Source organism: Sinomonas sp. RB5 (genome assembly GCF_054063535.1).
Genome location: NZ_JBSSGJ010000007.1, coordinates 168,222 through 182,567, shown reverse-complemented (window position 1 = coordinate 182,567; position 14,346 = coordinate 168,222). Strand labels below are relative to the sequence as shown.

The 14,346-nt window shown below is 72.2% G+C and carries 11 protein-coding genes, 3 tRNA genes and 2 pseudogenes; 13 read left to right on the top strand and 3 right to left on the bottom strand.

What is annotated here, in order from left to right; genetic code table 11:
• Window positions 1-35 precede the first annotated feature (35 nt).
• From serA to ACVWWH_RS10460, 7 genes are all read left to right on the top strand, one after another.
• Window positions 36-1,628, top strand: a complete 1,593-nt coding sequence (gene serA, locus ACVWWH_RS10490; RefSeq protein WP_457316530.1) for a phosphoglycerate dehydrogenase — start codon at window positions 36-38, stop codon at window positions 1,626-1,628.
• 130 nt (window positions 1,629-1,758) lie between these two features.
• The gene (metG, locus tag ACVWWH_RS10485) at window positions 1,759-3,318 is read left to right on the top strand and encodes a methionine--tRNA ligase (protein WP_457316529.1); all 1,560 of its coding nucleotides are present in this window, start codon (window positions 1,759-1,761) and stop codon (window positions 3,316-3,318) included.
• A 58-nt stretch (window positions 3,319-3,376) separates the two neighbouring features.
• Complete coding sequence (locus ACVWWH_RS10480) at window positions 3,377-4,426, top strand: acyl-CoA dehydrogenase family protein (protein WP_457316528.1); 1,050 nt, start codon at window positions 3,377-3,379, stop codon at window positions 4,424-4,426.
• Entirely contained in the window at window positions 4,420-5,802 is a 1,383-nt protein-coding gene (locus tag ACVWWH_RS10475) for a PIG-L family deacetylase (protein ID WP_457316527.1), read from the top strand. The genes ACVWWH_RS10480 and ACVWWH_RS10475 overlap by 7 nt, the downstream gene beginning before the upstream one ends.
• Window positions 5,799-6,506 (top strand): glycosyltransferase, encoded by a 708-nt coding sequence (locus ACVWWH_RS10470; RefSeq protein ID WP_457316526.1) that lies wholly within the window; start codon window positions 5,799-5,801, stop codon window positions 6,504-6,506. The genes ACVWWH_RS10475 and ACVWWH_RS10470 overlap by 4 nt, the downstream gene beginning before the upstream one ends.
• A gap of 123 nt (window positions 6,507-6,629) precedes the next feature.
• Complete coding sequence (locus tag ACVWWH_RS10465; protein WP_457316525.1) at window positions 6,630-7,682, top strand: 3-isopropylmalate dehydrogenase; 1,053 nt, start codon at window positions 6,630-6,632, stop codon at window positions 7,680-7,682.
• A 185-nt stretch (window positions 7,683-7,867) separates the two neighbouring features.
• Window positions 7,868-8,980 carry a branched-chain amino acid aminotransferase gene (locus ACVWWH_RS10460; RefSeq protein ID WP_457316524.1) on the top strand — a complete coding sequence of 371 codons (1,113 nt, stop codon included), beginning with the start codon at window positions 7,868-7,870 and terminating at the stop codon, window positions 8,978-8,980.
• Between the two features lie 126 nt (window positions 8,981-9,106).
• On the opposite strand, the pseudogene ACVWWH_RS10455 reads toward ACVWWH_RS10460, so the two are convergent.
• A pseudogene (locus ACVWWH_RS10455) lies at window positions 9,107-9,322 on the bottom strand (AAA family ATPase); the annotation flags it as partial.
• A 31-nt stretch (window positions 9,323-9,353) separates the two neighbouring features.
• Window positions 9,354-9,818 (bottom strand): annotated as a pseudogene (locus tag ACVWWH_RS10450) (ABC transporter ATP-binding protein); the annotation flags it as partial.
• On the opposite strand from ACVWWH_RS10450, the gene ACVWWH_RS10445 reads away from it, so the two are divergent.
• From ACVWWH_RS10445 to ACVWWH_RS10420, 6 genes are all read left to right on the top strand, one after another.
• A complete protein-coding gene (locus ACVWWH_RS10445; RefSeq protein WP_066498342.1) occupies window positions 9,817-10,605 on the top strand; it encodes a fumarylacetoacetate hydrolase family protein in 789 nt (262 codons plus the stop codon). The pseudogene ACVWWH_RS10450 and the gene ACVWWH_RS10445 overlap by 2 nt on opposite strands.
• A gap of 214 nt (window positions 10,606-10,819) precedes the next feature.
• Window positions 10,820-12,343, top strand: coding sequence for a glutamate--tRNA ligase (gene gltX, locus ACVWWH_RS10440; protein ID WP_457316523.1), 1,524 nt, complete (start codon window positions 10,820-10,822; stop codon window positions 12,341-12,343).
• 64 nt (window positions 12,344-12,407) lie between these two features.
• A complete protein-coding gene (locus ACVWWH_RS10435; RefSeq protein ID WP_457316558.1) occupies window positions 12,408-13,151 on the top strand; it encodes an HAD family hydrolase in 744 nt (247 codons plus the stop codon).
• A gap of 135 nt (window positions 13,152-13,286) precedes the next feature.
• A tRNA-Gln gene (locus tag ACVWWH_RS10430) sits at window positions 13,287-13,358 on the top strand.
• Window positions 13,359-13,421: 63 nt separating this feature from the next.
• Window positions 13,422-13,494: transfer RNA gene (locus tag ACVWWH_RS10425), tRNA-Glu, on the top strand.
• An 86-nt stretch (window positions 13,495-13,580) separates the two neighbouring features.
• Window positions 13,581-13,653, top strand: a tRNA-Glu gene (locus ACVWWH_RS10420).
• 110 nt (window positions 13,654-13,763) lie between these two features.
• On the opposite strand, the gene ACVWWH_RS10415 is transcribed toward ACVWWH_RS10420, so the two are convergent.
• Entirely contained in the window at window positions 13,764-14,312 is a 549-nt protein-coding gene (locus ACVWWH_RS10415) for a DUF1697 domain-containing protein (protein ID WP_457316522.1), read from the bottom strand.
• Window positions 14,313-14,346 lie beyond the last annotated feature (34 nt).

Below are 14,346 nucleotides of genomic sequence, written 5' to 3'. Positions count from 1 at the left end.
CCCACCCCTGCCTGATCTGGAGAGGCCCCCGCCCCGTGACCACCAAGCCTGTCGTCCTCCTCGCCGAAGAACTCTCTCCCGCCACTGTCGCCGCCCTCGGACCGGACTTCGAGATCCGCTACACCGACGGTGCCGACCGCGCCCAGCTCCTGCCCGCCATCGCCGATGTCGATGCGATCCTCGTCCGCTCCGCCACCCAGGTGGACGCCGAGGCGATCGCCGCCGCGAAGAAGCTCAAGGTCATCGCCCGCGCGGGCGTCGGCCTCGACAACGTGGACATCAAGGCCGCCACCCGGGCCGGCGTCATGGTCGTGAACGCCCCGACGTCGAACATCGTCTCGGCCGCCGAGCTCACGTGCGGGCACATCCTCTCGCTCGCGCGCAACATCCCGGCGGCGAACGTCTCCCTCAAGGGCGGGGAGTGGAAGCGCTCCAAGTACGCCGGCACCGAGCTGCTGGACAAGAAGCTCGGCGTGATCGGCCTCGGCCGCATCGGCGCCCTCGTGGCCGCGCGCATGCAGGCGTTCGAGATGGACGTCCTGGCCTACGACCCGTACGTCACGGCCGCGCGCGCCGCCCAGCTCGGCGTCAAGCTCGTGACCTTGGACGAGCTCCTCGCCCAGAGCGACTTCATCACCATCCACATGCCCAAGACCCCCGAGACGGTCGGCATGCTCGGCAAGGACGCGTTCGCGAAGATGAAGAGCACCGCGTACGTCGTCAACGTCGCCCGCGGCGGCCTCGTCGACGAGGAGGCCCTCGCCCAGGCGCTCGAGGACGGCCAGATCGGCGGCGCCGGCATCGACGTGTTCGCCAAGGAGCCGAGCACCGACCTGCCGTTCTTCGGCCACGAGAACGTCGTCGTCACCCCCCACCTCGGCGCCTCGACCGACGAGGCCCAGGAGAAGGCGGGCATCTCGGTCGCCAAGAGCGTCCGCCTCGCCCTCGCCGGCGAGCTCGTGCCGGATGCTGTGAACGTCGCGGGCGGCGTCATCGCTCCCGACGTGCGGCCAGGCATCCCGCTCATGGAAAAGCTCGGCCGCATCTTCACCGCCCTCGCGCAGGACTCGGTCACCCAGATCGACGTCGAGGTGGCCGGCGAGATCGCGAACCTGGACGTCAAGTCGCTCGAGCTCGCGGCCCTCAAGGGCGTCTTCACGGACGTCGTCTCCGAGAAGGTCTCCTACGTCAACGCCCCGGTGCTCGCCGAGCAGCGCGGCGTGGCCGTGCGCCTGCTCACCACCACCGAGGCGGAGGACTACCGCAACGTCCTGACCATCCGCGGCCTCCTCCAGGACGGCACCCAGGTCTCGGTGGCGGGCACGCTCACCGGGCCGAAGCAGGTCCAGAAGCTCGTGGGCATCAACGGCTACGACGTCGAGATCCCGATCTCCGAGCACCTCGTGGTCATGTTCTACTCGGACCGCCCGGGCGTCATCGGCACGATCGGCCACATCCTCGGCATGAACCAGATCAACATCGCCGGCATGCAGGTCGCCCGCGCCGACGTGGCGGGCCAGGCCATGGCCCTGCTCACCGTCGACTCGGCGATCCCCGCCACCGTCCTCGAGACGGTCAAGGGCGAGATCGGCGCGACCGTCCTGCGCGAGGTCGACCTCGAGGACTGACCCCGCCCTCCGGCTCGTCCGGCCGGACGCACGACGGCGACCCTCACCGCCCGCGGTGGGGGTCGCCGTCGTCCGTGGTCACTTTCGGCCCGTTTCGCCTCCTGTGAAGCCGATCCGGTAATTTCTTAGGGTGAGCCCCGCATCTTCGAAGACGCCCTTCTACATCACCACTGCCATCACGTACCCGAACGGCGCCCCGCACATCGGGCACGCCTACGAGTACATCTCGGCGGACGCCATGGCCCGCTTCAAGCGGCTCGACGGCTTCGACGTCTTCTTCCTCACCGGCACGGACGAGCACGGGCTCAAGATCGCCCAGACCGCCGAGCGGGAGGGCCTCACCCCGCAGGAATTCGTCGACCGCCAGGCCGAGGTGTACCGCGAGGTCCACGAGCTCCTCGGCACGAGCTACGACCGCCTGATCCGCACCACCGACCCTGACCACTACGGCGCCGCCCAGTCCATCTGGAAGCGCATGGCGGACGCCGGGGACATCTACCTCGACAAGTACGAGGGCTGGTACTCGGTGCGCGACGAGGCGTTCTACACCGAGGACGAGACCGAGGTGCGCGACGGCGTCCGGTACTCGAAGGAGACGGACACCGAGGTCACCTGGACGGCCGAGGAGAGCTACTTCTTCCGGCTCTCCGCCTACCAGGACCGGCTCCTCGCGTACTACGAGTCGCACCCCGAGTTCGGGGCGCCGCAGTACCGCTTCAACGAGGTCATCTCCTTCGTCAAGCACGGGCTCGAGGACCTCTCCATCTCCCGGACCTCGTTCGACTGGGGCGTCCCCGTCCCCGATGCGCCGGGCCACGTCATGTACGTGTGGGTCGACGCGCTCACCAACTACCTCACGGGCGTGGGCTACCCGGACGTCGCCTCCGAGCAGTTCGAGAAGTTCTGGCCCGCGGACGTGCACATCATCGGCAAGGACATCTCGCGCTTCCACGCGATCTACTGGCCGGCGTTCCTCATGAGCGCGGGCCTCGAGCTGCCCCGGCGCGTGATGATCCACGGCTTCCTGCAGAACAACGGCGTGAAGATGTCCAAGTCCCTGGGCAACGTCGTGGCGCCCGCGGACATGATCGCCCAGTACGGCCTCGACGCGGTCCGCTACTTCTTCCTGCGCGAGGTGCCCTACGGGGCCGACGGCAGCTACAGCCACGAGGCGATCGTGGGGCGCATGAACGCGGACCTCGCCAACAACCTCGGCAACCTCGCCCAGCGCTCCCTGTCCATGGTGGCGAAGAACCTCGACGGCGTGGTGCCCGAACCCGGGGAGTTCACCGCCGCGGACCGCGAGGTCCTCGACGCCGCGGCCGCCCTGCTCCCGGCGGTCCGCGCGGCCTTCGACCGGCAGGAATTCTCCCGCGCCCTCGAGGCGATCTGGGCGGTCCTGGGCGACACGAACGCCTACTTCGCCGAGCAGGCCCCCTGGGTGCTGCGCAAGACCGACCCGGCGCGGATGGCCACGGTCCTCTACGTCACGCTCGAGGTGGTGCGCCAGGTCGGCATCCTCGTCCAGCCCGTCATGCCGTCCTCCGCGGCCCGGCTGCTCGACGTCCTCGGCCAGCCCGAGGGCGAGGCGCGCCTGTTCGCCGCGCTCGGAACGCCGATCGCCCCGGGGGCCGCGCTGCCCGCCCCGGCACCCGTCTTCCCGCGCTACGAGGAGCCCGCCGGCGCCTGACACGCGGGCGGTCCCGTACCGCCGATTCACACCAGTCCCGGCCGGGTACGGTCCTGACATGGTGTCAATCGGGCCCGCCAGGGGACTGTCAGCGGACGCGGCCGCGGAACCCGCGGCAGGGGATGACCTCGCGGAGGCCGTCCGCAGCGCGTCGGGGGAGTGGCCGGACCGGGCGCTCGGGCTCGCCCGCCGGCTGGGCACGGCCGCCCCGTTCCCCGGGGAGGGCCGCACGGCCGAGCTGTGGGAGCTGCTGACCCGCCTCGGCGCCGCCGACCTGTCGGTGGCCCGGGTGGTCGAGCCCCACCTCGATGCCCTCGCCATCCTCCGGCAGGCCGGCCTCGGCCAGCCGGAGGAGGGGAGCGTCTGGGGAGTCTTCGCGGCCGAGGGGGCCGGGGCGAGGCTCGAGGCCCGCCGGAGCGCCGAAGGCTGGCGCCTGCACGGCACCAAGCCCTGGTGCTCGCTCGCCGGGGCCCTGAGCCACGCGGTCGTGACGGCGCACACCGGTTCGGAGACGAGACGCGCGTTCGCCGTCCGGCTCGGGCACCCCGGGGTGGCCGTCCGCGAGGGCGGCTGGCAGGCCCTCGGCCTCCCCGGCATCCCCAGCGGCCCGGTCGAGTTCGACGCCGTGCCGGCCGAGCCCGTGGGCCCGGACGGCTGGTACCTCGAGCGGCCCGGCTTCGCGTGGGGCGGGATCGGCGTCGCGGCCGTCTGGCACGGCGGCGCCCTCGGGGTGGCCCGGCGGCTGTGGGCCGCGGCCACCGAGCGGACCCCGGACCAGATCGCCCTCGCGCACCTCGGCTCGGCCGACCTCGCGCTCGGCACCGCCCGGGCGGCGCTGGCCGGCGCCGCGGCGGCCGTGGACGCGGGCCAGGCCGAGGGAGCCGCCGGCGCGCTCCTGGCGCTGCGTGCAAGGGGGACCGTCGCGGCCGCCGCCGAGACGGTCCTGGCAGTCGTCGACCACGCCCTCGGGCCCGCCCCGCTCGCCTTCGAGGCCGAGCACGCCCAGCGGGTCGCGGACCTGCGGCTCTACCTCCGCCAGCACCACGCCGAACGCGACAGCGCAGCCCTGGGCCGGTCCCTGCTCGAGGCGCGGGAGCGGCCGTGGTGACCTTCAGCCACCTCGACGAGGGCACCCCCGAGGACCTCTGGCGCCGCGACGCGGCCCTGGCGGCAGCGCCCCCGCTGGACCTCGCCGGGCTCCGCGCCCTCATCGTCCTTGCCGCCCATCCCGACGACGAGACGCTCGGCGCGGGCGGCCTCATCGCCCACGCCGCCCGTGCCGGCGCCGCGGTGCACGTGATCGTCGCGACGGACGGGGAGGCCTCCCACCCCGACTCGCCAACGCTCACCCCTGCCCGGCTCGCCGAGGTGCGGCGGCGCGAGGTCGGGGCAGCGGTCGCCGCGTTGGCCCCCTCGGCCACCCTCCGGTGCCTCGGCCTCCCCGACGGCGCCCTCGCAGACCGGGGACCGGCTCTCGAGCGGACGCTGGAGGAGGCCGTCCGCGACGCCCTCGGCGAGGCCGAGGACGGAGGTGCCGGGGCCGGCGTCGTGCTCGCGGCACCCTGGCGGCACGACGCGCACACCGACCACGACGCCGCCGGCGCCGCGGCCGCGCGGGTGGCGGCCGGCGCCGGTGTGGCGCTCTTGGAGTACCCCGTGTGGATGTGGCACTGGGCCGCGCCCGGGAACCCGCGGGTCCCGTGGGCCGATGCGCGCAGGCTCGAGCTCGCCCCCGCCGCGAAGGGCGCCAAGGAGCACGCCCTCGCGCTGCACCTCACCCAGACCGCACCGCTGTCCGCCCACCCCGGCGACGAGGCGCTGCTCAGCCCCGGGATGCAGGAGCACTTCGAGCGCGGCTTCGAGCTCTACTTCGCCTCGCCGCCGCGCGACGCCCGGGCGACCTTCGACGCGGTGCACGCCGCGAGCCCGGACCCCTGGAACTTCACGACGAGCTGGTACGAGCGGCGCAAACGGGCCGTCACCCTCTCGGCGCTTCCGGCCGCGCGGTACCGGCGCGCGCTCGAGGTCGGCTGCTCGATCGGCGTCCTCACCGGCGAGCTCGCCGAGCGCGCCGACCAGGTCGTGGCCACCGATGTCAGTCCGCTCGCCCTCGAGCGGGCGGCTGAACGGCTGCCCGATGCCTCCAGCATCAGCTGGGAGCACCGCCGGCTGCCGCAGGAATGGCCCGAGGGCGCCTTCGACCTCATCGTCGTCTCGGAGGTCGGCTACTACTTCGGCCCAGCGGAGCTGGACGAGTTCGTGCGGCGGTGCCTCGGCAGCCTCACCGACGACGGCGCGCTCCTCGCCTGCCACTGGCTCGGCACCATCGAGGGGTGGCAGCTCACGGGCGAGGACGTGCACGCGCGGCTGCGGGCCGAGCGCGGGCTCGAGACCGTGGTGCAGCACCGCGAGCGGGACTTCCTGCTCGAGGTGTTCGCGAAGCCGCCCGCCCTGTCCGTTGCCCAGCGCGAGGGCCTTGCATGAGCGGCAGGCACGCGGTCTCGGACGTCGTCGTGGTCATTCCTGCCAAGGACGAGGAGGAGCTCCTTCCGGGGTGCCTCCGCTCGGTGCAGGCGGCCGCGTGCGAGCTCGCCGCGGCGGCCCCGCGGGTCCGCGTGGGGGTGACGGTGGTCCTGGACGGCTGCCGCGACGGATCGGCGGACGTCGTGGCCCAGTGGCCGCAGGTGCACACGGTGGTGGGCCAGGCCGGGAGCGCCGGCGCGGCGCGGCGCCTCGGGGTGCGGCATGCCCTCGCACGGGCGGCGGCGCACAGGGAACGGATCTGGATCGCCTCGACCGATGCGGACAGCAGGGTCCCGCGGGACTGGCTCGTGGAGCACCTGGCCCTCGCTGAGTCCGGGGTCGGGCTCGTGCTCGGCACGGTCGTGCCCGACCCGGCGGACCTCGATCCGGAGCGACTCGCGGCCTGGTACGGCGCCCACCGGCTCGCCGACGGCCACGGGCACGTGTTCGGGGCCAACCTCGGCGTGCGGGCCGACGTCTACGGTGCGGCCGGGGGGTTCCCCGCCCGGACCTCCGGCGAGGATGAGGCGCTCGTCCTGGCCGCGAAGGCCCTCGGCGTGCGGTGGCGCGCCACCGACGCCTGCAGGGTGGTCACCTCGGGCCGGCTGCGCGGTAGGGCCCCCGGCGGCTTCGCCGACTACCTGGCGGCGGCCCTTCCCAGCTAACCCGGTGCGCGGGGTCCGCGGGTCACCGCGTGGGGCCGCGAGGTTCGGGGTGACGTCGAGCCGGGGTGTCCGAACTGCGAGACCGCATGCCCAGCATGTGGATGGTTTCGCTACGCTGGCACCATGACGCAGACGCAGCTCGACCTCGCAGTGATCCCCGGAGACGGCATCGGCCCCGAAGTGACGGCCGAGGCGCTCAAGGTCCTCCACCGCGCCCTCGAGGGCAGCGGGCTGGAGGTCAAGGAGACGCACTACAGCCTCGGCGCTCAGCACTGGCTCGAGACCGGCGAGACCCTCTCCGACGAGACGCTCGCCGACATCCGCGGCCGCGACGCGATCCTGTTCGGCGCCGTCGGCGCGGCCCCCGGCGACGCCCGCATCCCCTCGGGCATCCTCGAGCGCGAGGTCCTGCTCAAGCTGCGGTTCAGCCTGGACCACTGCGTCAACCTCCGCCCGTCCACCCTGTACGCCGGGGTGCCCAGCCCCCTCGCGGCGCCGGGGACGATCGACTTCGTCGTGGTCCGCGAGGGCACAGAGGGCCCGTACACCGGCAACGGCGGCGCCCTGCGCGTCGGCACCCCGCACGAGATCGCCACCGAGGTGTCCGTCAACACCGCCTACGGGGTCGAGCGGGTCGTCCGCGACGCCTTCCGCCGCGCGACCACGCGCCGCAACAAGGTCACCCTCGTCCACAAGCACAACGTCCTGGTCCACGCGGGCCACCTCTGGAAGCGCACGGTCGAGGCCGTCGCGGCCGAGTTCCCCGGCGTCGAGCACGACTACCTGCACGTCGATGCCGCGACGATCTTCCTGGTCACGGACCCGTCCCGCTTCGACGTCATCGTCACGGACAACCTCTTCGGCGACATCCTCACCGACCTCGCGGGCGCCGTCACCGGCGGCATCGGGCTCGCCGCCTCGGGCAACATCAACCTCGACGGCACGGCGCCGAGCATGTTCGAGCCCGTCCACGGCTCGGCCCCGGACATCGCGGGCCAGCAGAAGGCGGACCCCACAGCCGCGATCCTTTCGGCCGCGCTCCTGCTCGAGAACATCGGCCAGGCCGAGGCGGCCGCGCGCATCCAGTCCGCGGTCCGCGCCGACGTCGAGTCCCGCGCCCAGGCCGGGACCCGCACCACGGCCCAGATCGGCGACGCGATCGCCGCGCGCCTCTGAACAACGACTGCCGAACGACTGCCGAACCGGGCGCCGACCGGGCGCCCACCGGGGCGGACGCCGGCGGGCGCCCACCCGCCGTCGTCCGCCCACCGTGGCGCCTACTGCGCAGGCGTAAGCTGGTGGGACTGACAGGCCCCGGGCCCCGGCAGCGACGCCATCTGCCCGACTGATGTGGAGGAATCATGACTCAGAACGCCCTGGGCGTTGAATTCGAACGGCGGCTCTCGGAGACCCCGAAGAGCGCCGAGGAGCGCGCGGCTGTCCTGGCGAACCCGGGCTTCGGCGACCACTTCACCGACCACACGGCAGTCATCGACTGGAAGGTCGATGCCGAGGGCAACGGCGGCTGGCAGAACGCGCGCATCGAGCCCTACGGCCCGATCGCCATGGACCCCGCTGCCGCCGTGCTGCACTACGGCCAGGAGATCTTCGAGGGCCTCAAGGCCTACCGGCACGCCGACGGCACGGTCTGGACCTTCCGGCCGGAGGCCAACGCTCGCCGCTTCAACAAGTCGGCCCGCCGCCTGGCCCTGCCCGAGCTCCCGGCCGAGGTCTTCATCGAGTCCCTGCGCCAGCTGGTCTCCGTGGACCGCGAGTGGGTTCCTTCCGGTGACGGCGAGTCCCTCTACCTGCGTCCCTTCATGATCGCCACCGAGGCGTTCCTCGGCGTCCGCCCGGCCCGCGAGGTGTCCTACCGCGTCATCGCCTCGCCGGCCGGCAACTACTTCGGCGGCGAGCTCAAGCCCGTCTCCATCTGGCTGTCCGAGAACTACGCCCGCGCGGGCCACGGCGGCACCGGCGAGGCCAAGTGCGGCGGCAACTACGCGGCCTCGCTCGCGGCTCAGCTCGAGGCCGAGGCGAACGGCTGCAAGCAGGTGCTCTTCCTCGACCCGACCGACGACTTCGCGGTGGAAGAGCTCGGCGGGATGAACATCTTCTTCGTCTTCAAGGACGGCACCCTCGTCACCCCCGCGCTCAACGGCAACATCCTCCACGGCGTGACCCGCGACTCCGTGCTCCAGCTCGCCGCCGACCGCGGGCTCACCGTCGAGGAGCGCAAGATCACGATCGACGAGTGGCGCCAGGCCGTCGCCGACGGGACCCTCGCCGAGGTCTTCGCGTGCGGGACCGCCGCGGTCATCACGCCGATCGGGGAGCTCAAGACGGCCCAGGGCTCGCTGGTCACCCCCGAGCTGGTCCCGGACTCGGTGGCCATGGGCATCCGCGAGCAGCTGCTCGGCATCCAGACGGGCGCGGTCGAGGACCTGCACGGCTGGCTGACGCAGCTCGCCTGAGCCTGCGGGGCCCGTCCCGGGCTCCGCGCGGCGCACGACGGCGCGTCCCCGCCCAGGCGGGGGCGCGCCGCTCTTCGTGGGGGCGCCGCGGCTCCTCGCGAGGCGGCAGCGGGCGGCGGTTGCCCGTCAGCCGTCGGCGAGCGTCAAGGTGGCGCCCGCGGTCGCGGCGACCAGACCGGCGTCGTGGGAGGCCATGACGATCGCGGTGCCGGACTCTCGCCGGCGCGCGAGGAGTGAGCCGAGCGCGCGCGTCCGCTCGGCGTCGAGCCTCTGCTCTGGCTCGTCCAGGACGAGCAGCGAGGCCGGCTGCACGAGGGCGAAGGTGATCCCCGCGGCCTGGCGCTCCCCGGAGGAGCTCCGAGGGGAAGCGGTGCAGGATGCGGGTCAGGCGCAGCGCCTCGAGGACCGGGGCGAACCGGCCCGCGACGGCTTCGCCGCCCCAGCTCACCGTCAGGAGCGTCAGATGCTCCTCGATCGTGAGGTCCTCGTAGAACCCGGGGGCGCCGAGCGCCGATCCGATGTGGAGGTGGCGCCGCCTGGCCAGCGGGCCGCCGTAGGTGAGCGAGCCGGTCGTGGGAGTGTCCCGGCCGAGGATCAGGCGCAGGAGGGTGGTCTTCCCCGAGCCGGTCGGGCCCTCCACGGCGACGCACTCGCCGGCCCCGACCGTGAAGCTCACCGGCTCCAGGAGCGGCTCGCCCGCGATCTCCTTCCCGAGGGAGTCGGCGGTCAGGAAGGGTACGTCAGTCGGGGATGCCACTCCTGAGACTGTAGGGGAGCGGCGGCGGGCGGCCCAAGCCGCGGCCTCCCGCCCGGGGCGCCGCGATAGGGTAAGGCCCATGCGCATTGCCCGTTGTGTCAGCATCTCGGCCGCGGACGCGGCCCCCTTCTACGGCGTGGTCCAGGGAGAGCCCGGCCACGAGACGGTCGCCGCCATCAAGGGTGACCCCTTCTTCAACGGCGTCGAGCCCACGGGGGAGACGCACCCGCTCGAGGACGTCCGCCTCCTGGCGCCGATCATTCCCCGCAGCAAGGTGGTCGGGATCGGGCGCAACTACGCGGACCATGCGAAGGAGATGGGCAGCGACCTGCCCACCGAGCCGTCCATGTTCCTCGTCGCGAACACGGCCGTGGTGGGCCCCGGCGATCCGGTGGTGCTGCCCGAGTGGAGCGAGGAGGTCTCCTACGAGGGCGAGCTGTGCGTGGTGATCGGCCGGATCTGCAAGGACGTGCCCGCCGAGAAGGCCGCGGACGTCATCTTCGGGTACACGGTGGGCAACGACTTCACGGCCCGGGACAAGCAGCGCACGGACCTCCAGTGGGCGCGCGCCAAGTCCTTCGACACCTCCAAGCCGCTCGGGCCGTGGATCGAGACGGACCTCGACGTCGAGGACCTCCGCCTCACCACGGCCCTCAACGGGGTGACCAAGCAGGACGGCACCACCGCCGACATGGTGTTCGGGGTCAACGAGCTCGTCGCCGCCGTCTCCGCCGCGTTCACCCTCCTTCCCGGCGACGTCATCATGACCGGGACGCCCGCCGGCGTCGGCCTCGTGCGCGACGGCGACCGCGTCGAGGTCGAGATCGAGGGCCTGGGCACGCTCGCCAACCCCGTCGTCCGCCGGTAGCTGCCCCGGACCGGGATCTGGAAGTCACCTTCTGGGAGTCACCTTCTGAAGGTCACCTCCTGCGGGCTGCCACTCGCGGGACCTGACCTTCAGAAGCTGACCCTCAGGATCTGACCTTCAGGAGGTGCCCTTCAGGACCTGACCTTCAGAAGGTGCCCTTCAGAAGGTGCCTCTCAGGAGGCCGCGGCGGGACGCCCCTAGAATGGGGAGCACTATGACTTCCTCGCCCGCTGAGCCCCTGCTCGATCCCGCCTCGATCCCGTCCGTCCTGCCCGACACCCCCGTGCGGGTGCGCTTCTGCCCGTCCCCGACGGGGACCCCGCACGTCGGCATGGTCCGCACCGCCCTGTTCAACTGGGCCTATGCCCGCCACACGAGCGGCACGTTCGTGTTCCGCATCGAGGACACCGACGCGCAGCGCGACACCGAGGAGAGCTACCAGCAGATCGTCGAGGCGCTGCGCTGGCTGGGCCTCACGTGGGACGAGGGCATCGACGTGGGCGGCCCGCACGAGCCGTACCGCCAGTCCCACCGCCTCGACCTCTACACGGACGTGGCGACCAAGCTCAAGGACGCCGGCTTCCTCTACGAGTCGTTCTCGACCCCGGACGAGATCGAGGCCCGCCACCGGGCCGCCGGCCGCGACCCCAAGCTCGGCTACGACAACTCGGACCGCGACCTCACCGACGAGCAGAAGGCGGCCTTCCGCGCCGACGGCCGCGAGCCCGTCCTGCGGTTCCGCATGCCGGACGAGGACGTGGTCTTCAACGACCTCATCCGCGGGGAGATCCGCTTCAAGGCCGGCTCGGTCCCGGACTTCGTGGTGGTCCGCGCGGACGGCTCCCCGCTCTACACGCTCGTGAACCCGGTCGACGACGCGCTCATGGGCATCACCCATGTGCTGCGCGGGGAGGACCTCCTCTCCTCGACCCCCCGCCAGGTCGCCCTCTACCATGCGCTGCACGCGGTCGGCGTGGCGAGCTACATGCCGCTCTTCGGCCACCTGCCCTACGTCATGGGGGAGGGCAACAAGAAGCTCTCCAAGCGCGACCCGCAGTCGAACCTGTTCCACCACCGTGACCGCGGCTTCATCCCCGAGGGCCTGCTGAACTACCTGGCGCTGCTGGGCTGGTCGCTGTCCGCCGACGAGGACATCTTCACCGTGGACCAGCTCGTGCAGCACTTCGACATCGCGGACGTGCTGCCCAACCCGGCGCGGTTCGACCAGAAGAAGGCCGAGGCCATCAACGGCACGCACGTGCGCATGCTCGAGCCCGCCGACTTCCGCGACCGCCTCGTGCCCTACCTCCGCGCCGCCGGACTCGTGGGGGAGACCCTCACCCCGCGCCAGGAGGAGATCCTCACCGAGGCCGCCCCCCTGGTCCAGGAGCGCATCGCCCTCCTCGGCGAGGCGCCGGAGATGCTCGGCTTCCTCTTCACCGGAGATTCCGACATCACGGTCGCCGACGACGCGCTCAAGGGCATGCCGGCGAACCTCCCCGAGGTGCTCGACGCCGCCCTCGCCGCGCTCGAGCCGCTCGCCGACTGGACGGCGGAGGCCATCCAGGACGCCCTCCGCGCCGCCCTCGTCGACGGACTGGGCATCAAGCCCCGCCTGGCCTTCGGTCCGGTCCGCACGGCCATCTCCGGCCGCCGGATCTCCCCGCCGCTCTTCGAGTCGATGGTCATCCTCGGCAAGGACTCCTCGCTCGCGCGCCTCAAGGCCTTCCGTGGCTGAGCTCACCGTCACTGCCTCTGACGAGGCAGCCGCGACGCACGACGGCGGGTCCGCACCCGCCGTCGTGCGTGCGGCTCCCGCGGCGGGCACCGCCCTCGTGAAGGGGGTCCTGCTCGACATCGACGAGACGCTCGTGGACCTCGAGGGCGCCATGGACCGTGCGCTGCGCGAGGTGAGCGCCGCGCTGCTGCCGGGACTGGACGAGGCGGGATGGACCACGTTCTGCCGGATCTTCACCCGCGGCTCGGACGACATCTACGAGCGGTACGTGGCACGCGAGATCACCTTCGCCCAGCAGCGCGTGCTGCGCGCCGAGCGCTGCCTCGCCCAGTTCGGGCGCGCCTTCGCCTCGGATGCCGAATCCGCGGCCTGGCTCGAGGCCTACGAGACCGCCCAGCCCACCTACGTCCGCGCGTTCGACGACGTGGAGCCCCTCCTCGACGCCCTCGATGCGGCAGGGATCGCCTACGGGGCCGTGAGCAACAACGTGCACGACTACCAGCGCGCCAAGCTCGACACGGCCGGCCTCCAGCGCATCGGCATCCTCGTGGGCATCGACGCCGTCGGGGTGGCCAAGCCGGATCCCGCGATCTTCCACGAGGGACTGCGCCTGCTGGGGACCGGCGCGCACGAGACCGTGTACATCGGAGACAACCCTGCGCATGACGTCATCGGCGCTGCCGCGGCGGGCCTGCGGGGGATCTGGCTCAACCGCCGGTCCGCCGTCCTGGACCCGGCCATGGCGCGGTCCGTGCCGGATCAGGTCACCGGACTCGGGCAGATTCCGGCGCTCCTGGGCCTCGGCTGACGACGCCGGCACGGGCCCTCGGCCCAGCCGCTCGCCGATTTGTGGCGTGCGGGAGCTTCGGGTAAAGTAATTACTCGTGCTGAGGGGCACGGAGCGAATCGGAGAGATCCGGTGAGCACGTCCCGGAAGACACGGTGGGATATGGTGTAATTGGCAACACTACGGTTTCTGGTACCGTCATTCTAGGTTCGAGTCCTGGTATCCCAGCTCTGGAAGTCCTGCCCGGCAGGACCGAAGGATCGCTCATCTCTGAGCACGGTAAAGTACCACGGCCCCATCGTATAGCGGCCTAGTACGCCGCCCTCTCACGGCGGTAACGCGGGTTCGAATCCCGCTGGGGTCACTGAAGGTCCGGCAGCGCCGGGCCTTCGACAATGCCATCCACTGCGGATGGCCGGAGCGCACGCCATTTCGGCGGGCGCAGTGCGAGGCCCCATCGTATAGCGGCCTAGTACGCCGCCCTCTCACGGCGGTAACGCGGGTTCGAATCCCGCTGGGGTCACCTCAAGGAGGGCCCGGTCTTCGGACCGGGCCCTTTCTGCATTCCCGAAACTGCATTCCCGAATCTGCAGGCCGGAATGCTGCAGGCCTGCTGCAGGCCCCGGAAGGGCGTCAGCCGAACGCGGCCTCGACCTTCTGGAGGGTGCGGAGGTTGCGCGTGGTCGTGGTGGCCTTGAAGACGGGCTTGGCCGTCGCCTTCGACAGCGGCGCGTCGAGGGTCGAACCCTTGGGGCAGCGCCACGCGAGGGCCACCGGTCCCAGGCGGACGTGGGCGCCGTCCTCGGCCGCTCCGCCGGAGCCCTCGGCATCGAGGAGCGCCACGAGCCTGTCGAGCGCGGCCGGATCCGAGGATAGCGTGACGTACGCGTGCACGTCGGGATCGTCAGAGGGGTACGGGCACGAGCGGACTAGCGCCTCGACGTCCTGCCGCGCGAGCACGATCACCCAGGCGTCGTACCCGAAGGCCGCGCGCAGGGTCTCCTCGATGCGGTCTTTGAGCGTGGCCCCATCCAGGTCGGTGGACAGCACGGCGTTCCCGCTCGCGAGCAGCGTCTTCACGCCGCTCACCGGCAGGGCGCTGAGGGCCTCGCGCAGCTCGGCCATCCTGATGGTGATGCCGCCGACGTTCACGCCGCGCAGGAACACCGCGAATTCGGCCACAGGCCCTCCGCCCGCTCCGGTGGTGGATCCGGGT